Source organism: Sulfurospirillum tamanense, assembly GCF_016937535.1.
GTDB classification, from domain to species: domain Bacteria; phylum Campylobacterota; class Campylobacteria; order Campylobacterales; family Campylobacteraceae; genus Sulfurospirillum_B; species Sulfurospirillum_B tamanense.
Genome location: NZ_JAFHKK010000011.1, coordinates 24,921 through 44,929 on the forward strand (window position 1 = coordinate 24,921; position 20,009 = coordinate 44,929).

At 47.6% G+C, this 20,009-nt stretch carries 18 protein-coding genes; 5 read left to right on the top strand and 13 right to left on the bottom strand.

All coding sequences use genetic code 11. From position 1 onward, the window contains the following. Positions 1 to 69 precede the first annotated feature (69 nt). From cobA to JWV37_RS06340, 9 genes are all read right to left on the bottom strand, one after another. Positions 70 to 1,413: a uroporphyrinogen-III C-methyltransferase gene (gene cobA, locus JWV37_RS06300; protein ID WP_205458936.1), complete on the bottom strand. Its 1,344-nt coding sequence runs from the start codon at positions 1,411 to 1,413 to the stop codon at positions 70 to 72. After that, positions 1,386 to 3,665 (bottom strand): ferredoxin-like domain-containing protein, encoded by a 2,280-nt coding sequence (locus JWV37_RS06305; protein ID WP_205458937.1) that lies wholly within the window; start codon positions 3,663 to 3,665, stop codon positions 1,386 to 1,388. Before JWV37_RS06305 ends, cobA begins: the two co-directional genes overlap by 28 nt. Then, complete coding sequence (locus JWV37_RS06310) at positions 3,662 to 4,060, bottom strand: M67 family metallopeptidase (RefSeq protein WP_205458938.1); 399 nt, start codon at positions 4,058 to 4,060, stop codon at positions 3,662 to 3,664. The genes JWV37_RS06305 and JWV37_RS06310 overlap by 4 nt, the downstream gene beginning before the upstream one ends. Next, the gene (locus JWV37_RS06315; RefSeq protein ID WP_205458939.1) at positions 4,057 to 4,863 is read right to left on the bottom strand and encodes a HesA/MoeB/ThiF family protein; all 807 of its coding nucleotides are present in this window, start codon (positions 4,861 to 4,863) and stop codon (positions 4,057 to 4,059) included. Before JWV37_RS06315 ends, JWV37_RS06310 begins: the two co-directional genes overlap by 4 nt. Further along, a complete protein-coding gene (gene thiS, locus JWV37_RS06320) occupies positions 4,860 to 5,066 on the bottom strand; it encodes a sulfur carrier protein ThiS (RefSeq protein ID WP_205458940.1) in 207 nt (68 codons plus the stop codon). The genes JWV37_RS06315 and thiS overlap by 4 nt, the downstream gene beginning before the upstream one ends. Before the next feature lie 122 nt (positions 5,067 to 5,188). After that, positions 5,189 to 6,604: a sulfate adenylyltransferase subunit CysN gene (cysN, locus tag JWV37_RS06325; RefSeq protein WP_205458941.1), complete on the bottom strand. Its 1,416-nt coding sequence runs from the start codon at positions 6,602 to 6,604 to the stop codon at positions 5,189 to 5,191. Between the two features lies 1 nt (position 6,605). Further along, complete coding sequence (gene cysD, locus JWV37_RS06330) at positions 6,606 to 7,514, bottom strand: sulfate adenylyltransferase subunit CysD (RefSeq protein WP_205458942.1); 909 nt, start codon at positions 7,512 to 7,514, stop codon at positions 6,606 to 6,608. 152 nt (positions 7,515 to 7,666) lie between these two features. Continuing rightward, positions 7,667 to 8,368 (bottom strand): phosphoadenylyl-sulfate reductase, encoded by a 702-nt coding sequence (locus tag JWV37_RS06335; protein ID WP_205458943.1) that lies wholly within the window; start codon positions 8,366 to 8,368, stop codon positions 7,667 to 7,669. Positions 8,369 to 8,377: 9 nt separating this feature from the next. Further along, a complete protein-coding gene (locus tag JWV37_RS06340; protein ID WP_205458944.1) occupies positions 8,378 to 8,602 on the bottom strand; it encodes a DUF2061 domain-containing protein in 225 nt (74 codons plus the stop codon). A gap of 147 nt (positions 8,603 to 8,749) precedes the next feature. Between JWV37_RS06340 and JWV37_RS06345 the strand changes: the two genes are divergently transcribed. Together JWV37_RS06345 and JWV37_RS06350 are read left to right on the top strand one after the other, a co-directional pair. Next, a complete protein-coding gene (locus JWV37_RS06345) occupies positions 8,750 to 9,319 on the top strand; it encodes an HD domain-containing protein (protein ID WP_205458945.1) in 570 nt (189 codons plus the stop codon). 10 nt (positions 9,320 to 9,329) lie between these two features. Next, positions 9,330 to 11,213 (top strand): AMP-dependent synthetase/ligase, encoded by a 1,884-nt coding sequence (locus JWV37_RS06350; protein ID WP_369407661.1) that lies wholly within the window; start codon positions 9,330 to 9,332, stop codon positions 11,211 to 11,213. Between the two features lie 44 nt (positions 11,214 to 11,257). Here the strand turns inward: JWV37_RS06350 and JWV37_RS06355 are convergent, their stop codons facing one another. Then, positions 11,258 to 13,192 (bottom strand): bifunctional diguanylate cyclase/phosphodiesterase, encoded by a 1,935-nt coding sequence (locus JWV37_RS06355; protein ID WP_205458946.1) that lies wholly within the window; start codon positions 13,190 to 13,192, stop codon positions 11,258 to 11,260. A gap of 415 nt (positions 13,193 to 13,607) precedes the next feature. Here JWV37_RS06355 and amt point away from each other — a divergent pair, with 415 nt between their 5' ends. The 3 genes from amt (at position 13,608) to JWV37_RS06370 (ending at position 16,729) form a co-directional block, all read left to right on the top strand. Beyond that, a complete protein-coding gene (amt, locus tag JWV37_RS06360; RefSeq protein ID WP_205458947.1) occupies positions 13,608 to 14,822 on the top strand; it encodes an ammonium transporter AmtB in 1,215 nt (404 codons plus the stop codon). A 9-nt stretch (positions 14,823 to 14,831) separates the two neighbouring features. Then, positions 14,832 to 15,170, top strand: a complete 339-nt coding sequence (locus JWV37_RS06365) for a P-II family nitrogen regulator (RefSeq protein WP_205458948.1) — start codon at positions 14,832 to 14,834, stop codon at positions 15,168 to 15,170. A 194-nt stretch (positions 15,171 to 15,364) separates the two neighbouring features. Further along, on the top strand, positions 15,365 to 16,729 hold the full coding sequence (locus JWV37_RS06370) for an SLC13 family permease (RefSeq protein WP_240332066.1): 1,365 nt from the start codon (positions 15,365 to 15,367) through the stop codon (positions 16,727 to 16,729). On the opposite strand, the gene JWV37_RS06375 is transcribed toward JWV37_RS06370, so the two are convergent. The 3 genes from JWV37_RS06375 to JWV37_RS06385 are packed head-to-tail and all read right to left on the bottom strand — an operon-like array spanning position 16,695 to position 19,909. Next, on the bottom strand, positions 16,695 to 17,387 hold the full coding sequence (locus JWV37_RS06375) for a hypothetical protein (protein WP_205458949.1): 693 nt from the start codon (positions 17,385 to 17,387) through the stop codon (positions 16,695 to 16,697). The two genes, JWV37_RS06370 and JWV37_RS06375, sit on opposite strands and share 35 nt — an antisense overlap. After that, a complete protein-coding gene (locus tag JWV37_RS06380) occupies positions 17,384 to 19,117 on the bottom strand; it encodes a molybdopterin-containing oxidoreductase family protein (RefSeq protein WP_205458950.1) in 1,734 nt (577 codons plus the stop codon). The genes JWV37_RS06375 and JWV37_RS06380 overlap by 4 nt, the downstream gene beginning before the upstream one ends. Continuing rightward, positions 19,118 to 19,909, bottom strand: coding sequence for an efflux RND transporter periplasmic adaptor subunit (locus JWV37_RS06385; RefSeq protein ID WP_205458951.1), 792 nt, complete (start codon positions 19,907 to 19,909; stop codon positions 19,118 to 19,120). It lies immediately after the preceding gene. Between the last annotated feature and the right edge of the window lie 100 nt (positions 19,910 to 20,009).

A 20,009-nucleotide genomic window follows, 5' to 3' on the forward strand; every position in this document is an offset into this window, starting at 1 on the left:
AATTCCTTGCTTTAAAGTTTCTGATGGCCCCTTAAGGTTGTGAGCGGATTTTCAAGTCCACAAAAGCACTCAGGAAGAGTGCTGGCCGAGAACCCTCGGAGGTTTGCCAAGGATGGCAAACCGAGAATGAGCGAATGACCTTAAGGGGTCATCAGTCATGCGATACGCATCGCCCACGCTTTCTCCCAAAATCAACACAGCAGGACGGGGTGCCAAAGCGCTCATTTTATCTAAATCTTCCACACAACCGGCTATGACGCACTCGCCTTCACGGTCAATGTTTGAGACAAAAAGAGCGGGCAACACAGGGGAAATCCCCGCGCGCAACAGCGAAGCCTTAATCTGGCTTGCAAAACTTTGCGCCATGAGCACCACGACCGTGTGGGCAGGTTTGTTTAAAATCTCCACCCAATCATCGTTAAACCGACTCTCCCGCAAGTGCGCCGAGACGATAGTCATGCCCGTTGACACGCGGCGCAGGGTCGGCACTACGCCAGCAGCATTACACGCAGCAAGTGCCGAACTCACGCCGTTGATGACCTCATAGGCGATGCCCTCTTCCGCCAAGACGGCCTTTTCTTCGTGCAGTCGCCCAAAGATAAACGGGTCGCCCCCTTTAAGCCGTCCCACACACAGCCCTTCTTTGGCGTACGCTACGAGCATGGCGTTGATCTCCTCTTGGGTTTTGGTGTGAAAGCCTTTTTGTTTGCTCACGTCCACCTTCTTACATGCAAGGGGCAATAACGCCTCAATTTCAGGCGAAACCAACGCGTCGATGAGTGCCACATCCAAGAGCCCAAAAGCCCTCAACGCGCCCACCGTGAGGTTGTCCACGCTTCCTGGCCCGCATCCTATCAAAAACACCTTGCCCACGCCGCTTTTGGCGATGGCACGCAAGGTTTGAGGCGGGGCATTTTCCACGCTTCGCGCGTGTTTGAGGCGTTCTAACAGCGGGTCAAGGGTACGGGGCAACAAACGCTCCACCTTGTCGCGCACCTCTTGGGCAAGGGAAGGTGACGCGCCTGTGCTACTCACCGCCACTTGCAACGCGCCCCGCACGCACAGCGCACTAAAGTAAAAATCACACAGCGGCGGCACGTCCACGACGTTGAGTAAAAACCCGTGGGCTTGCTTCAATGCGACCAATTCCTTAGCCACTTCAGGGTTGCCCGTCGCGTCGATTACCACTTCAAAACCCTTTACATGTAAAGGGTCAAAAGGCATCACAACCACGGGTTTGTCGGCAAAAAAAGCGTCGCAAATCTCTTGGGCCATGACTTCGTACGCAAAGCCCACCTTGTCCATGGCTCGCGCTTTTTGGGCGGCGATTTTCCCCGCCCCGATAAGCAAGGTTTTCTTAGGCGTGAGCGCGACGCTTAGGCACGCTAAGCTTTGATGATGCGTACGCGCCATGCCTCACCTTCTTTACCCAAGATTTCCACCTTGTGGCCTTCGCTTTGGACAGAACGGGGCACATTGTCGATGGGCGCGCCATCGTCTAGTAAGATTTCCAACACCTCTCCTTTTTGCATTTTAGAAAGGTCATTTTTGGTTTTGACAAAGTTCATGGGGCACGCCACGCCTCGGTAATCTTTCTCCAACACAGCGCTAAAAGCCGCTTTGGGTGCTTCGGCTACATTAGGTGCTTGGGCTGTTTTTGCCCCCGCAAAATGAAATGTGTGATCCATGCGTTCGTAGAGTTTGAGCACTTCTTCGGCCAGTTCCACCGCGCGTTCATCCGCTTCGCCCTCTAGCAAAGTGCCAAAATAGGCGTTTAACAAGGTCGTCTCTATAAAGTGTTTTTTAAAAAGTTCCAAGGCGCGCACTTCGTCTCTAGCGTCTTCCCCGCGCGTCACGAGCAACATGCGCGCACTCAAAAAGCGGATGTTTTTGTAATCAGTACTGCCCTCTTTAAGTGCCGTTTGCAAGGCTTTTTTATCCGACTCAATCAAGTCGTACATTCCCGCACTACACTCACCCGTGCCTCGTCCTTTGAGAGAAAAGAGTTCTTCACAGTTGTAATCGAAGTAGGGATTTTTGTCTTTTTTAAAAGAAGGCACTTCTTGAAACTGCTCTAGAATGGTTTCGAGTATTTTTGCGCCACCTGCTTGGGTCACCCACGCATGAAAACTCGCGTGTTGCTTCACGTGTTTGCGCCACTCTTCTAGCACAGCTTCCACAAACGCAGGCACAAAAAAGGCCGCGACACTGCCGCACTTGATGGCAAACGCACTGCCAAGTCCTGTGATGCTTCCACCCGCGACCACGTTGTAGGCAGGGTACGAGTAGCCTTCGTTGCGCGCCACTTTTCCAAAAAACCCAAGGTCTGCCACAAGGTGTTTACCACAGCTATTGGGGCACCCTGAGAGGTGGATTTTAAACCCATCAAGCTCACCATAACGTTCTTGCACTCCCGCAAGTCTTTCATGGATAGCTTCTACCGCGCCTCTGGGTCTAGCGATGCCAAGCTGGCACGTCGCCGCGCCCGTACACGCCACCATGTCCCCAAAAAGGGTGGGCAGTTTGGAATCAGGAGAGAGCAAGGTGATAACCTCGTGCAGGTTTAGCAATTGTTCGGGGGTGAGGTTGCGCACGTAGAGGTTTTGGTCGCTGTTAAAACGCACCACATCTTCACCTATTGCTTCGAGGGCATCGGCAAATTTGAGCGCATGTTCAAAGTGAATGTCTCCCAAATAAATAGGCACTTTACAGCCAAAAAGTCCTGCTTGTTTTTGGGAAAAGACATAGCGATTCCACCACGCTTCATGGGAAGCTGGAGGCGTAAATGGGATGAGTTTTTCAGGCACAGAAGGCGAAGAAACGAGGTCGATTTCCCACCCTCCCTTAGCTTTGACGTTGGCTAATTCTTCTTCCACATGGGCACGGAAGGACTCTTCGCCCAACTCTTCAATCAAAAAGCGCAAGCGTGCGGCGTGTTTGTTTTTGCGGTTGCCATGGCGGTCAAACACTTGCTTGATGGCTTGGGTGTAGAGGTGGATTTCCTTTTCAGGGATGAACTCCGCAAACAAACTCCCAAGGCGAGATTTGGCTCCCATGCCACCCGCCACATAGAGCGCAAACCCGCACTGTCCGTCTTTGACTTTGGCGATGAAGCCCACGTCACTGATGGTCGCGTGCGCGCGGTCAGCCTCAGAACTGCTAAAGGCGATTTTGTACTTTCGGGGCAAGTTGTACGAGTCCGTGGAAGCGAGGATTTTTTCGCTCAGGGCCTTTACATGTAAAGAAAGGTCAAAGGCTTCATCCTGCGCGATGCCCGCCAACGGGTCAGCGGTGATGTTGCGCACCGTGTTTCCCCCGCCGCCACGTCCGGTGAGCCCCACTTCGTGCAAGGCACTCATGATGTCGATGATGGAGGTGATGTTCACATTGTGCAACTGCACGCCGCCGCGCGTGGTGATGTGCAAGTGCTCGTGGGCGTATTCTTTGGCAAGGAGGGCCACTTGGCGCAACTGCGCGGGGGTGATTTTCCCGCCAGGAAGCTTGATGCGCACCATGTACGTGTCTGCCTCGCGCTGTTCGTACACGCCAAAAGGCACGCGCATGGTTTTAAAGGCTAGCGCGTCCAAATCACCGCGCAAATAGGCGGCATGTTGTTCTTTAAATCTCGCAAAATCCTCATGGATTTGGTGTGGAAAATGGCTCATGGTACTACCTTTATCGTTTCGGGAGTAACCTCCCCTTTGACGATGCGAAAGGATTTCACATCGGGTTTTTCCCCCGCAAGGGAGACAATGACATAACTCACATTCGGGTCATAGGCAAGTTTAATGTCCTCTTGTGAGGGACGCGCAGGCGTGTTTGGGTGGGAATGGTACACACCCATAAGCGTTAACCCCTCAGCCTTCACGCGGTTGTACGCATTAAATTGTTCTTGAGGGTCGAAGGTGTAATGCTCAGGGCTGGCGTCCACATTGGTCATGGGAAGCGCGTACACCACTTCGCCCGTTTTTCCTACCAAATACCCGCACGCTTCGTTGGGCAAATCCCGCTGGGCGTGGGTTTGGATGGCTTCAAAGGCCGCTTTAGGGAAAATAATCATCGCTTCATCTCGCAGACCACGGCTTCGTAGTCGCGCACATGGGTGATGCCCGTCCCGCCGCACACGCGGCACGCGGGGTTTTTGGCAAGGTTAATGGTGCGAAACTGCATGGTTTTCGCATCAAAACTGAGCAACTTGTTGTGCAACAATTCGCCCACGCCTGTGATGTATTTGAGCGCTTCGGTGGCTTGAATGGTGCCTAACATCCCCGCTACGGCGCCCAAAATCCCCGCACTCGAACACGTGGGCACGGCGTTTGCAGGTGGAGGGGCGTCAAACACACACGCATAGCACGCACTTTCATGGGGCGCGATGGTCATGGTCTGACCCCCAAAGCGCAAAATCCCCCCGTGAGAGTAGGGTTTTTTAGCCAATACACACGCGTCGTTGATGAGAAATTTGGCGGAAAAATTATCCGTCCCATCGATGATAAAATCGTATTTGCTCACCAGCTCCACGATGTTTGATGCATCCACCATCCTCTGGTACGTTTCTACATGTACATGGGGATTAATGGCCTCGATTTTACGCTTTGCTGAAAGGACTTTAGGGGTGCCAATCTCCGCAGTGGTGTGGATGACTTGGCGTTGCAAGTTGCTTAAATCCACCACATCTCCATCTACAAGACCGATGCGCCCAACCCCCGCAGCCGCCAAATACAGGGCAATAGGCGAACCAAGACCACCCGCACCGATGATGAGCACGCTTGCGTCCATAATCTTCTCTTGCCCTTCGATGCCCACATCTTGAAGCAAGATATGCCGCGAATACCGCTCTAGTTCCTCATCACTAAACGCTCTCATGCGCCCCCTCCCATGAAGTATAAAAAGTGAATGGTATCATTTTCTTGTATCAAGGTGGAAGCGTAGGCATCTTGACGAATAAATACGCCATTAATCTGCACAGAAACCGTCTCAGGCATCTCCACGTTTTCCACCTTTAAAAGCTCAACAAGGGTTAACCCCTCGGGAACCGTTTTTGTTTCTTCATTGATAATCACGTTCATCGTTATCCTTTTCATGTTTTTTAATACGCTTTTGAAGTAAAGCTCCAAAAGCTACGCTAACGCTGAGTTCTCTTCAGCAGAGGGCTCGCGCACCCTTGGTGCTTTGCCTTCTTACAAGAAGGCTATATCGTAAAGTCTTCACGCACGCTCACGTCTTTGGCTTCCCAGTGGGGGAAATGTTTGCGCACAAAAAGGTTTAAATCTTTTTCAAACTCACTCACCGCATGGGCTTGTTTGGCCTCTTTGGCTTTGCCCACAATCATCCCCACACCCACCGTTTTATTGGTGTAACGCTCGATGAGAATGAACCGTCCCGTGTTGCGGTTGGCTTCATAAGTGTCGCACAACACACTGGAGGAGAGCACCACTTTTGCCTTGCCGATGTCATTGAGTCCCAAAGTTTGGGCGGGGTGTTCTTCTTGGGTGTTGACGTCTTTGCGAAAGAGCACCTCTTCCACAAACCCATCCACCGTTTTAGCGTTCATCTTAAGCGCATAGGGCATCCCAAGGCGCAAGGGCGCGTCGCTCATCCACACCAAAGTCGCTTCAAATGCCGCACACACATCTGGCACGTCGTGGGCATGCACAAACACATCGCCCCGACTCACATCGATTTCATCTTCTAGTGTCAACGTCACCGCCATGGGCGCATTGGCACTCTCTTGCTCCCCATCATAGGTCACGATAGAAGCGATTTTAGAGGTTTGGTTTGAGGGCAACACGCGCACGGAGTCTCCCACGCGCACTGTGCCACTGGCTACCGAACCGCTAAAGCCCCGAAAGTTCAAATGGGGGCGATTCACCCACTGCACAGGAAAACGAAACGGCGCTTCGGCTTCTTGTGCTTCGGGGACGGTTTCCAGGGTTTCAAGCAAGCTCTCTCCCTCGTACCATGGCATGGCAGGGCTTTTGGAGGCCACATTGTCCCCCTCAAGGGCACTTAAGGGGATGAACACCACATCTTTGATGCCAATCTCTCCCGCAAAGTGCAAATACTCCGCTTTAATGCGCTCAAATACCTCTTGCGCGTACCCCACCAAGTCCATCTTATTGATAGCCACGATGGTGTGGGTGATGCCAAGTAAGCGCGTGATGTAGGAGTGGCGCCGCGTTTGGGTTTGGATGCCGTGCCGCGCGTCGATGAGGATAATCGCCGCGTCGGCGGTGCTAGCACCCGTGGCCATGTTGCGCGTGTATTGCTCATGACCAGGCGTATCGGCGATGATAAATTTGCGCTTATCGGTCGTAAAGTAACGGTATGCCACGTCGATGGTAATGCCCTGTTCGCGCTCGCTTTGAAGCCCATCCACAAGAAGCGCCAAATCCACCCGCTCGCCTGTGGTGCCCACTTTTTTACTCTCTTTAGTGATGGCCTCTAACTGGTCTTCAAAAATCATCTTCGTATCGTGCAACAACCGCCCAATGAGCGTGCTTTTGCCATCATCCACGCTCCCGCAGGTGATGAAACGCAACATCGCCTTGTTCTCGTGGGTTTTTAAGTACCCCAAAATATCGCTCTGTATCTGTGGTGTGTGCATCTTAAAAATACCCCTCTTGTTTCTTTTTTTCCATCGACCCCGACTGATCTGCGTCGATGAGCCTGCCTTGGCGTTCGCTGGTTTTAGTCAGCAGCATCTCTTGGATGATGTCTGGCAAAGTGTCTGCCGTTGAACTTACTGCGCCCGTGAGTGGGTAACACCCAAGGGTGCGAAACCGCACGCTCTCATACCGTACCAATTCGCCCTCACGCAAAGGCACGCGGTCGTCATCCACCATGATTTTCATGCCATCACGCTCGATGATGGGCCGTTTTTTCGCAAAATACAAAGGCACGATGGGGATATTTTCCAGAAAAATATATTGCCAAATATCAAGCTCCGTCCAGTTAGAAAGAGGGAAAATCCGCATGCTTTCCCCTTGGTTGACCCGCGCGTTGTAGAGGTTCCACAATTCAGGGCGTTGATTTTTAGGGTCCCAACGGTGAAAGGCGTCCCGAAAGGAAAAAATGCGCTCTTTGGCACGGCTTTTTTCTTCATCGCGGCGCGCCCCACCAAAGACCGCGTCAAATTTGTACTGGTTTAACGCTTGTTTGAGTCCTTCGGTTTTCATGATGTCTGTGTGGATTTTGCTCCCGTGACTAAAGGGCCCAACCCCTTGGCGTACACCCTCTTGGTTGACGTGTACCAACAGTTCCAATCCAAGCTCTTTGATGCGCGTATCCCGAAAGGAAATCATCTCTTTAAACTTCCATGTGGTGTCTACATGTAAGAGTGGAAAAGGCGGTTTTGAAGGGTAAAAGGCCTTTAGCGCCAAGTGCAACATCACCGAACTGTCTTTGCCAATGCTATACAACATGGCGGGATTATCAAACTCCCCCACCACTTCGCGCATGATGTGAATAGACTCGGCTTCGAGTTTTTTCAGGTGACTTAACCGATGTTTTTCCATACGTTCCCTTTTCAATGTGAATACCAAGTGGTGGCACCCATTCGCTCATTCTCGGTTTGCCGTCCTGGCAAACCTCCGAGGGTTCTCAGACAGCGTTCTCCTGAACGCTTTGTGTCCTCGAAAATCCGCTCATGAGCACCACCACTTGGTACCTATTTTGCGTGTAATCCACACTCTTTATGTTCAGGATTTTCCCACCACCATCTGCCACTACGCACGTCTTCGCCCTCCTTAACCGCACGGGTACAAGGCGCACATCCGATGCTTGGGTACCCTTTGGCGTGCAAGGCGTTCACTGGCACGTTGTGGGTGCGCACGTATTCCCACACTTCTTCTTCGCTCCACTCGATGAGCGGATTGAGCTTCACAAGGCCATTGGCCTCGTCCCATTCGATGCATTCCATCTTCTCCCTTGTGACCGACTGGGCGCGGCGAAGGCCCGTCATCCACACCTCAAGCCCCGCAAGGGCGCGTTTTAGCGGTTCGATTTTACGCACATAGCAACAGGCCTTACGCTCTTTAATGGACGCGTAAAAGCTAAACATCCCTTTTTCACTCACCAAAGGCTCTACCAACTCGGCTTTGGGAAAAAACACTTCTAGGGGTTTGCCATAATAGGTGCGTGTTTTTTCCAAAAGCGCGTAGGTTTCAGCGGGAAGTCGGCCTGTGTCGAGGGTGAAAATGCGTGGATTGGGATGGGTCTTGTACAACAAATCACTCAACACCTGGTCTTCCACGCCCAAAGAAGAGGCAAAAGCAATCTTTACATGTAAGGTATTTAAAAAGTAGTCCAACACCTCTTGGGTGGTTTTTCCTTGGGTTGCCTCGCGCCAAATGACGATTTTATCTTTCATGGTTTTCCTTTAGATGTGGTATTCGGCTTCGGGCTTGGCCTTGCCAAAACTGATGCGATTCCACACCCGCTCATGGCCGTAGTACAAAAAGGTTTTGGTTACTAATTCAAAAACCCCGATAGACACCGCTGCTGTCGCACTTCCTGTAACAAGCCAACTGATAAGAATGGTATCTAGCGTGCCTGTGGCGCGCCATGAGATGGCTTTGGCGATACTACGTTTGTGCTGCTCCATGAAAGTCCTTGGGATAATTTGGCGAAATAATACCTCAGCTTTGCTTTTTTGTCAAGTTTTCTTATTGATTTAGTCAAGTATAAACTCTCTTGACTTACATGTAAGGCTTTTTTCGGTACCCTTAGGGCTTCAAAACAGGAGAAACCCATGCCCACTCGCGAGGAAGCATTTGCCTTACTTTCTGCTTACAATGGGGACGCGCTTGTCACCCACGGTTTGGCTGTTGAAGCGGCTATGCGCCACTTTGCTACACTGTTTGGCGAAGACCCCGAGTACTGGGGAATGGTAGGATTGTTGCATGACTTGGATTATGAGCAATTTCCCGAGCAGCACTGCTACAAAACCCAAGAAATCTTGCGAGAAAAGGGGTATGAGGAGGCGTTTATTCGCGCTGTCATGTCCCACGGTTGGGGCCTTTGCACCGACGTTGAGCCGTTAAGCAAACTGGAAAAAACCCTTTACGGGGTAGATGAGCTTACAGGCCTTGTCATTGCCTGTGCCCTTGTGCGTCCCTCCCGCTCGTTGCAAGATTTGGAAGTCAAATCTGTAAAGAAAAAGTTCAAACAAGCCTCTTTTGCCGCAGGGGCCAACCGTGAGGTTATCCAAAAAGGTGCGGCCATGCTTGACATGGAACTTGATATGCTGATTCACGAAGTGATTGTGGCCTTACGGCCGATTGAGGCACGTTTGGGCCTTGGTCAACCATCTTACATGTAAAGGAAATCTTGTGCCCTTTGGTCCTACGCTTTTTCATATGTTTACCCGAAGCTACCTCGCTTATAAAACCCAAGCGGCTTTTATCTACCGCGCTGGTGAAACCGAATACACCGTAACCTACGAAAAACTTTTTGAAGATGCCCTGCTACTTGCCCGCGCCTTTAAGGCCAAAAAAATCACCAAAGGCACCAAGGTGATGTTTGTGTGCGACAACCGCTACGAGTGGATTGTCACCGACTTGGCATTGTTGTCCCTAGGGGCCATCAGCATCCCAAGAGGTTCCGATACGCCAGCCCTTGAGCTTGACTTCATCCTCAAGCATTCTGAAGCAGAGTTTTTGATTGTCGAAACCCAAAAGCTATACGAGCGCTACGAGGGAGTGCTAAAAAACCAAAAAGCCATTTTTATCGTTGAAGCCGCCAAAGTACATACTTTATTTGATTCCCTCTACTCTTACAACGATCTCCTCAAAGACCGCACCATCAGCGATGAAGAAATCCAAGCCTTTATCGACCAAAAAGAGCACCTTGACGCTCCAGATATTTTTACCCTCATCTACACCTCGGGCACCACAGGCACACCAAAAGGCGTTATCTTAACCCACCAAAACATTATGCACAATGTCACCCATATGGCCCCCATGATTGGTCTCATGGAGGGAGAAACGTGGCTCTCTATCTTGCCTTCTTGGCACATCTTTGAACGCTCAGCCGAGTACTTATCTCTTGCCTATGGCTGCACAACTATCTACTCCACCATCAAAACCTTTGCCAGTGACCTCGAACACTACCGCCCCACCCTTGTGGCCACCGTACCGCGCCTTTGGGAATCCATGTACAGTAAAATCAACCAAGCCCTAGAGAAAAAAGACCCGAAAAAAGCCAAGATTTTCAACAAACTTGTACGCATTAGCGCAGCATACAACTACCATGACCGCTTGCGCAAAAACCAACTTCCCCGTTTTTATCCTTTGTCTAAAATAGAGAAATTTTTCCTTACATGTAAAGCCTCATTAGCCTGTTTTTTCCTCTCCCCGCTCAACGCATTTGCTAAAAAAAAGCTCACCTTGGTACAAGAAAAATTTGGCGGACGCTTGCGTCTTGCCATTAGTGGCGGGGGAAGTTTGCCTGAGTATTTGGACGAGTGGATTGACGCTCTTGGTATTCGCATCGTTAACGCCTATGGTATGACCGAATGCGCCCCCGCCATCGCAGGGCGCGGGGTATTATGCGACGTGTTTGGCACCATTGGCTACGCGGTACCTGGCACGACACTGCGCATTGTTAACAAATCAGGTGGTGACGTGCCCATCGGCGAAGTGGGAGAAATCTGGGTCAAAGGCCCCCAAGTCACGCCAGGGTATTACAAAGCTCACGAAGAAAACGCCAAAACCTTCTCGGGAGATGGATTTTTAAAAACAGGGGATTTGGGCAAATTTACCCTCGGACACGAACTACTCATCACAGGGCGCTCCAAAGAAATCATCGTCCTAGCCAACGGCGAAAACGTAGATCCAAGCCGTATCGAATCCACCCTTTCCATGCTTCCTTTTGTGACTGACGCTATCCTTGTAGGGCATGACAAAAAAGGGCTAGGACTTCTTATTGTGCCAGATTTTGATAAGCTTAAAGATTATGTGCTAGAACAGTATGGCGAGGTGGTACACAGTGTCGAACACTTACTAGAAAACAAACCGCTCACCCAAAAAATCAAATCTAAGATGAACGAACTCTTGCACCCGCAAAAAGGGTTTAAACCCTTTGAGAAACTGCAAAACATCCATTTTTTAAGCGAAGAATTCAAACCTGGCGAGGAGTTAACCAATACCTTCAAGAAAAAACGCCACGTCATCGAAAAAAAATACAAAGAACTCATCGATAAACTTCTGCACTAAAACCTTACTTGCGCCAAGCCTGTGCGTCTTTGATGCTTTTTACATTAGAGTTTTTCAAAGGGCAAAGGCTTCGCAAGATAATACCCCTGCACATAATCCACTCCCATGCCCTCTAAAATATCGTAAATCTCTTTGGAGTAGACAAATTCTGCACACGTTTTAATGCCGAGTGCCTTAGCGAAAGAGAGGATGGTCTCGACAGTTACTCGTGCGTTTTTATTGGTATCAATAGAACGAATGAGTGAAGCATCAATTTTAAGCACGTCTACATGTAAATTCAAAATATGCTCAAAGCTCGAATACCCCGACCCGAAATCATCAATAGCAATGCTACAGCCTTTGGCCTTAACCTGACGCACAAACTCCAAAACATCTTTGTAGTTTTCAATTCCTTCGCTCTCCAAGATTTCAAAGGTAATGCGCGCTGGCTCGGGAAACTGATCGATTTTTTCAAGAATAAAAGCGACCGTCTTGGGATTTAAAATATCCATAATGGAAACATTCACCGAAAAAACAGCATCACAAGGGCGCATCGCTTCAAAACTTTTAGTAATGATGATGCGTGTGAGTTGGTTATAAAGCCTGCTTTTTTTGGCCACATGTAAAAAAGAATTTGGCGCCACTTCACTACCGTCTTCACCAATAAGACGCATCAAAACCTCATAGCGTTTTGCACTTTTGTTCTCCAAAGAGACAATGGCTTGGTAGTAAGGCACAATGCGATCATCACGAATAGCGCGCTTAAGCCTTCGAGAGGATTCGATATTTTTTTCATACTCTTCCTTAATCTCCATAGAAGATTCATACAAAAGGTACGAAATACGTTCTTTTTTTGCCTTTTTAAGAGCCATGTCTGCATGGGCCAAAAGTGTTTCATCGCCAATTGCCGCACCGATGGTCGCCATAATGTCTATGTCGTGATCTTCGTCCGTAATGAGAATAAACTGACGCAATTCTTCCAAAAGTGCGTGGATTTTTTTCTCCAAAACGCGTGGAACAATCTGCGGAAACATAATCGCGTACTCATCCGCATGAAGCTTGTATGCGTGGGCGCGGTGGTGCTTAGCAAATGTAAGCACAAGCTGCCCCAAAGAAACCAATACCTCATCCCCAATTTCTTGACCATAAAAATCATTGATTTGTTTAAAATCATCAATGTTAATGAGCGCCAGCGCACTTCCTTCTTTGGTACTTAAATCTTGCATAAGCTGATTGCGGTTGGGTAAATTTGTCAGCGCATCATGAAAGATTTGATAATGCATCTCTTCACTTTTTTGACTTAACATTTCAAGGTGTTCTTTGAGCTCCTTTTCCAGCGTGACACGGTAATGCTCATCGCGCACATAACCTTTTCTGACAAAATAAGCCAACAGTATATAAATCATAATTCCAAGGACACCGTACGCCACCATTGAAGAAAAATAATCACCCTGTAAAGCAGTAATCAGTCTAGTGTTTTTCCCCTCAATCCCAACAACCCCCACCAAAGCACCTTCCTCATAGGTACGCTCGCCTTTGTGACACGAAACACACAAAGCAGAAGCAAAAAAAGGTGTAGCATAGTAGTACTCATGGCCAGATAAGGGTAAAAAATAGTGCGCCTCATCGGGGTGAGCCACAAAGTACTCAAAAGCCCTCGCGTCCATCACTTGCTCATCCAGAGCTTTTTTTAGAGGAACATACACGCGCGCTTCTTTACGTGCACCATCAAGGGTTTGAAACTTCTGCGCTATTAATTCTGTTGCCTTATGGGGAAACAAGGGTGCGGTGGTTGTGTTGATTGAAATGTTGTGGTCTAGGAAAAGGCTTTGGTAAGTTTCACGAAAAGCAACAATAGCATTGGCAAGTGTTTTGGATTCTTCAAGGGCAACCATCTGGTACGCGCTTTTGATTTGCACATAGTCTTTGTATCCCTTGAAGGAGAGCAATCCTACAAGGACAAAAAAAAGAATAAGCAACACCTTATGGTATGTCTTCAATCAAGCTCCTAATCAAGTGGGTAATTCTAGTGTGTTAATACTTAAATATCGACAAAAATTACACATTACGCTGCCTTGAAGCACTCTTGAACACGCTTTCAAAAATTTCAAAATCCCTGCCTCGAAAGCCTCCAAAGCTATTTATTGATTGATTAATTTTTAATCAATTAGCTTCTTTTTTTCTTTCAACCAATACATCCAAGAAGGCTCCACAAAGCAAACAGAGGTGCCTCACCCGTGGGTTTGTCTCCAATATCTTGTTTTTTAGATGTTTTGATGGAGGTATTTTTTTCATTGTAAGGGATTGCCTCGCTAACAAGTTTACCCCATTGTGCCTATATTTTAATCAATCAAGTGTCTATTAAAAATCAATTTCCTTGTTATACTGCTCTCAACATTTCAAAAAGGAGAGCAAATGGAAAACTTTGCTGATGTAAAATACGTTCTTGATGGCTTCTTGTTTGTCATCATGGGTGCCCTGGTCATGTGGATGGCTGCGGGCTTTGCGATGCTGGAGGCGGGACTTACACGGTCTAAAAACACCGCCACCATTCTGACCAAAAATATCACGCTTTATGCATTAGCAGGTATCACCTACTACTTTATTGGGTACAACTTGATGTACGGTGATGGCAACGCACTTTCTGGAAGCATTGGCCCTGTTGTGGCTGAAAGTGGTGGCGACTATCCCACCATGGCAGATTTTTTCTTCCAAATGGTCTTTGTTGCAACAGCCGCTTCTGTAGTCTCAGGCACCATTGCTGAGCGCATGAAATTGTGGCCGTTTATCATTTTTGTTTTTGTTCTTACCTCCTTTATTTACCCACTTCAAGGGCACTGGACATGGGGCGGTTCTGAACTTGGTGGTTTACTTGAAGGGTTCTCTGACTTTGCAGGATCTACGATTGTCCACAGCGTGGGCGGATGGGCAGCATTAGCTGGGGTTTTACTTCTTGGTGCACGCAAGGGAAAGTACAGCAAAGACGGAAGCATCAAGGCCATTCCAGGCTCCAACCTTCCTTTAGCAACCCTAGGTACATTCATTCTCTGGTTAGGATGGTTTGGTTTCAACGGCGGCTCACAACTTGCCCTTGGTAGTAAAGATGACATCGATGGTATCGCTTCGGTCATTGCCAGCACTAACATGGCTGCAGCTGCTGGTGCGATTACGGCGATGATTTTAACCCAACTCATCTACAAGCGCGTAGACTTAACCATGGTGCTCAATGGTGCCCTTGGCGGTTTGGTTGCCGTCACAGCAGGGCCGGATTTAGGCATGAATGTTGCCTTTATTGATGGCATCGTCGGTGGTATCTTGGTAGTGCTTGCCGTGCCTTTCTTCGACAAACTACGCATTGATGATCCTGTGGGTGCACTTAGTGTTCACTTGGTGTGTGGCATCTGGGGAACCCTAGCAGTAGGCATCTTTAACCCTGATGTTTCCATCCTTGCACAAATTAAAGGGATTGTTGTGATTGGCCTATTTGTCTTTATCGCTTCCTTTATTGTATGGTATATTCTCAAAATTACCATGGGTATTCGCGTCAGCGAAGAGGTAGAATACGAGGGGCTTGATGTACACGAATGTGGCCTAGAAGCATACCCAGAATTCAACAAGATTAACCGATAAGGAGTGAGTATGAAAAAAGTAGAAGCAATCATCAAGCCTTTTAAACTCGAAGATGTAAAAGAGGCTTTGACTGAGCTTGAACTTACGGGCATGACAGTCAGCGAGGTAAAGGGCTACGGTCGCCAACAAGGACACTCAGAGCTTTACCGCGGGGCAGAATACGTAGTAGATTTTTTACCCAAAGTAAAAATCGAACTGGTCGTTAAAGACGAAATGCTTGACAAAGTCCTTCATGCTATTGTCGGCTCTGCCAAAACAGGAAAAATTGGTGATGGAAAAATCTTTGTGAGCGATATCGAAAAAATCATCCGAATCCGAACAGGCGAAACAGACGAAGAAGCTGTTTAGTCCACGCGCTCTAGCAGTGGTTTTTGCAAACATGCAAAAACCACTGCCCTAAACGTAACCATTTTACACATCCTCTTCTCTTTTTTTCTCCTTTACATGTAAGGGGTAAAAACATCCCAAAAATCTCCCATCCCACTGTTAAAATCATTTCTAGCGCGACACAGTTACCTTGATTTTATCACAGCGGAGGATACATGCCACAGGAAAAAACCCAAGAAATGCAACTAAAACTCATCGCCATGGGGCTTGTGATTGGACTTATTGGATATGGGATTGGGCTTTTGGTTTTTAATGACATTCAAGCAAGGCTCATTGGCCTCATTGCCTTTTTGGTAACAATGTGGACCAACGAAGGACTGCCCATTGGGGTTGTTTCTCTTTTGCCCATTATTCTTTTTCCCTCATTGGATATTATTAGTATTAATGCAACGGCTCCTAATTACTCCAATCCTATCATTTACCTCTTTTTGGGTGGTTTTATTTTGGCAGTTGCGACGGAAAAAATCCACTTACACGAATTCATCTCCTCTAAAATTCTCAATGTCTTCCCCTCTACTCCACGGGGCATTATCTTCTCTCTTGCTACCACAGCGGCAGTGCTGAGCTCTTTTTTATCCAACACTACCACAGCGTTGTTGCTCATTCCTATTGCCTCTTTTCTTACCTCAGATACCCAACTCAAAATCCGCTTCATTCTTGCCATCGCTTATGGGGCAAGCATTGGAGGAATAGTCACACCTATTGGCACGCCGCCCAATATGATTTTGCTAGGATTCATGCAAAAAGAGGCGATGGAGCTCATTCCTTTTGTAAAATGGATTATGTTAACCATTCCACTGGCTTCCATGATGCTTGTTGTTTCGTGCTTTGTACTGACGTTTGGGCTTAAATTTAGCCAAAATATACGTGAAATTGACACCACCAAAGTGATCTCAAGCGACCAAAAACGCCTCTTGTGGATACTGGGGGGTTTGGTGCTTCTTTTGTTAGTAAATTCACCCATCAAGCCTTACTACAACGGCCTTGGTATCCATGAGAGCGTCATTTTACTCGGCTTTGGATTGGTGATGTTTTTTCCGAAAATTGGGTTTTTAAAATGGGAAGATACTAAAAAAGTCCCTTATGAAATTATGTTTTTATTTGGGGCGGGCTTTTCCATTGCGCGAGCATTTTCTGACACGGGACTTGCTTCGTCAATTGCTAGTTATTTGATGGCTATTTCTGATTTTTCACCACTATTGCTCATTCTTTGCGTGGCAGCGCTTATCACTTTTACTACGGAAATTACAAGCAATACCGCGCTCATCTCCATCGCTTTACCCATTATCTTTGCTCTTGGAAAAATGGCAGATATTCAGATTGAACTTTTGATGATGGTTGCAACCATTTGTGCAAGCTATGCGTTTATGTTGCCCATTGCCACGCCGCCTAACGCTGTTGCCATGAGTACAGGCGTGGTAAATACCTTTACAATGATGCGTTTTGGCCTTGTGCTTAATCTTTTGGCCATTGGACTAACGACGTTTATTGCACTGAGCTACTGGCAATATTTCCTCTAAAGGCTTGAGTGAGGTTAAAACACAATTCACTTATCATAAAAAGCTCCCACAAGGGGATGATTTCTAAAAACTCCATCCCCTCATCAAGAGCCTCAAAATTAATGATACATGTAAAGCCATACCCCTCATAAGGCGGAGAAATTTCAGGCAAATCCTGTGCATAGACAAAAGTAAACACCACATGAGGATTGCGCCCCATGCGCCGAATACGTTTTAGTGTCCCTTCGTAGTCTTTTGCGTTTAAGGCGATTTCAGCGTGAATGTTGTGGGAGAGAACATTGCGCACAAAAGAGAGAAGGTCGAAAAAATCCTCATACCGCTCACCCAAACGTACGTGCAAAAAATCAGAAAAAGAGGAGTTAAGGCGCAAGGCCTCTACGGTTGCCATACAGATACCTCGAAACGCATTAAACGCCACAAAATAATCAAACAAACTCACCTCATCGCTGTTGTCTTTAGCGTCTTCTAACACTGCTTTGGTGAATTTTGGGTGAAAATGGTACGTGTGTAAGGTATCACACACCAATGAAACATCAAGTAACGACTCGTCAAACTCGGCTGTTTTGGCAAGCTTTCCAAAGAATTGTCCAGCATGCAAAAAGTAAAAATTCTGTTCCACCAAAAGCAATGCATCTTCAAGCAGTTGCGTTGTTTTCATGCGCGCTCCCAAGTAACATGCATCTCTTGATACGCTGCGCTGTGTCCCTCTTCGGTCTCAAAAGAAGGCGTAAGGGCATTGGCGTTGTTGGCTCCAGAATGGAGCAAGAAGGTATCTTTTCGGAGCCTTATGTCGTTTACTACCTCATAAACACAGCTTCCATAAGGACTGTTAAGACGAATTTCATCTCCATCTTTTAGACCCAAAGAAGGCGGTACATGTAACGCATGATGAGGCAAAAACTGGGAGTTGAGCGAACGCTCCCACTTGGCAAATATCAGCCACATTCCCTCCGCTTCCAAGGTATCATCAAAAGTTTCTAAAAAGCAAAATTTTCCACTGGACGTATAAAACGTTTTTTCATAGGGCCACGTTTCATAAAGACGATTTTGCCATCTTCCTTTTTTTTCCACGGCACCTGAAACTAAAAAATCTTCAATGTAGCTATGCTCACTTTTAGGAGCCTCATAGCCAAAAGCCTCCATCAGTGCGGTGCAAAATTCATGCTCACTTAAGGCATTTTGGTTTTCAGTCAACTTTGGCATGCGGCCCAAAAAATGGTGACCATAGCTTGCTTTGAGATCTTCTTTTTCTAAAAAACTTTTTACAGGCAACACAATGTCTGCTAGCACAGAAGTAGCATTTTCATGGAGGCCCAAGTAGATGACTTTTTTTACTTTCCCCAAACCCGTACGCACTACAGAAGAAGTCGGCATTTGACTAATGGGGTTCGCTCCTTGAATAACAACCACCTCATAGGCAGAAAAATCCACATTTACCAGTGATGCTTCTTTGGAAGGCACATCAAACGGATTGGTAAAACCCACGCCACTTTGACTCAAATACCCCACGCCACTTCCCCACGTTCCTAGCCACCCCATCATGGCAGCAAAAGAATCAATAGCGCGTAAAACTGTGTGCGCATGGGCGTAGCGTTGCACACCCGTCCCCACCAAAAAAGCAACTTTTTTGCCCTTCATGAGTGTTAGCATGTGCGCCACTTCTTCAAGCGAAAGCCCACAGCGCTGGGCCAACACCCTAATAGGTGTCCACAAAAAGAGCTCTTTAAACTCCTCAAACCCTTCTGTACGCGCCTCAATAAACGCCACATCTTCAAGCATTTCCATGTAGGCAATGCGCGCTAAAAGCAGTGCCAAGTACACATCCCCGCGCGGACGAATAGCCAGATGCAACTGCGCGCTTGGCATGATAACCACAGGGTCGATGACGATGAGCGTTTTGCCTTGAAGTGCAGGAAGCATGTGCGTGTTGGTTACGGTGGGATTTCTCCCCCATAAAACAACCACATCAGCCTCCTTTACATGTAAAGGAGAAAGCGTCAGGTTAAGTCCTCGCCCCTCCTCTACACCAAAACCACCTCCCTCATCACACAAACTTCCTTTGGCAATGACTGCACCATGCTTTGCAAAAAAGAGCTTGGTGACCCCTTGCATCAGACCGAGATTGCCACTTCCTTTGTAAAAAAGAATTTTATGAGGAGGGGTTTCTTTGAGGCTTGCGATGGCCGCTTCAAGTGCTGTGTGCAAAGGGACTTCAGTCCCCTCCACACGTGCTTTTTCAAGGCGTGGGTGCTTAAACCAGTGGTTTAAATGGGGGCACAAATACCCTTGTGTAATAGGATGGGCTTTTTCTCCCCGCAGTTTTTTTCCAGCCTCATACTCAACACTACATCCATCAAAACAATCCAAAGGGCATGTGGTGTATTCCACCTACTTAAACTCCACTTTCACAAGGCGTGAAAACACCTCGGGCGCGGGGATGATGATTTGCGCCTTATAAGAAGAGATATTTTGTGCGTCCGCCACAGGCCAAAGCTTATCCAGTTTTATTGACGTTGGCGCGTCGTCCAAATAGATGGTTTTTGTAGCGACACTTTGGGCATCGTTGGCGCTAAGAAAGAGAGTGAGTTTTCCCTGACGCACATCATGGGCTTCAACAAGTGTTGTTCCCACGCTCACATAGTCGCGCTCGTTTACATGTAAAGCATACACCAACAAACCCTCCAACTCAATGCGTTTTTTGCGAATAGTGTCTTCTAGGCTTTCGATTTTAAACAACAAATCTGCAATCTGGCTTTCTAGATTATGCAAGGTTGAGCGGGTAGAAATAGCTTGGTTATTGGCCGTCATTAGGGCAATGTATTCGGCTTCTTTGGCTATTTGAGCTTTGGTTTTCAAATCCTTAATCCGCGCGTATTGGTCTTCTTTAACCGCTGCAATGGCTTCGAGGTTTGCCAAACTTGCTTTTGTGGCCTCTTGCATTCCTTTTAGTGCTGCAAGTTTTTGAGCAGAACTAGTCAGTTCAATTTTATCGAGCGTATCATCAAGCTGCACAACAACCAAACCCGAAGCCACCTCCCCTTCGTACTCCCTTGCTACGGCATGTACTGTTCCACTTGTGTTTGCTTTAATGGTATACACTTCAACAGGCTCTACCTTGGCATAGTAGACCGAAGCACACAACTGCAAAGCAATAAGCCCTGAAATAATAAAAAATTTCACACTATTCTCCTTTGGAGGCATTTATAAAATGATGGCATTATAGCTAAGCAATGTTAATGCCACGCTATTTAAAGCCTTTTTTTGAACACACCGCCACAAA

Coding starts and splice junctions, on each gene's coding strand:
- cysN (WP_205458941.1), bottom strand. CDS start 6,604: ATGCACACACCACAGATACAGAGCGATATTTTGGGGTACTTAAAAACC.
- JWV37_RS06310 (WP_205458938.1), bottom strand. CDS start 4,060: ATGATTATTTTCCCTAAAGCGGCCTTTGAAGCCATCCAAACCCACGCC.
- cobA (WP_205458936.1), bottom strand. CDS start 1,413: ATGGCGCGTACGCATCATCAAAGCTTAGCGTGCCTAAGCGTCGCGCTC.
- JWV37_RS06315 (WP_205458939.1), bottom strand. CDS start 4,863: ATGAGAGCGTTTAGTGATGAGGAACTAGAGCGGTATTCGCGGCATATC.
- JWV37_RS06305 (WP_205458937.1), bottom strand. CDS start 3,665: ATGAGCCATTTTCCACACCAAATCCATGAGGATTTTGCGAGATTTAAA.
- JWV37_RS06335 (WP_205458943.1), bottom strand. CDS start 8,368: ATGAAAGATAAAATCGTCATTTGGCGCGAGGCAACCCAAGGAAAAACC.
- thiS (WP_205458940.1), bottom strand. CDS start 5,066: ATGAACGTGATTATCAATGAAGAAACAAAAACGGTTCCCGAGGGGTTA.
- cysD (WP_205458942.1), bottom strand. CDS start 7,514: ATGGAAAAACATCGGTTAAGTCACCTGAAAAAACTCGAAGCCGAGTCT.
- JWV37_RS06345 (WP_205458945.1), top strand. CDS start 8,750: ATGCCCACTCGCGAGGAAGCATTTGCCTTACTTTCTGCTTACAATGGG.
- amt (WP_205458947.1), top strand. CDS start 13,608: ATGGAAAACTTTGCTGATGTAAAATACGTTCTTGATGGCTTCTTGTTT.
- JWV37_RS06340 (WP_205458944.1), bottom strand. CDS start 8,602: ATGGAGCAGCACAAACGTAGTATCGCCAAAGCCATCTCATGGCGCGCC.
- JWV37_RS06365 (WP_205458948.1), top strand. CDS start 14,832: ATGAAAAAAGTAGAAGCAATCATCAAGCCTTTTAAACTCGAAGATGTA.
- JWV37_RS06370 (WP_240332066.1), top strand. CDS start 15,365: ATGCCACAGGAAAAAACCCAAGAAATGCAACTAAAACTCATCGCCATG.
- JWV37_RS06375 (WP_205458949.1), bottom strand. CDS start 17,387: ATGAAAACAACGCAACTGCTTGAAGATGCATTGCTTTTGGTGGAACAG.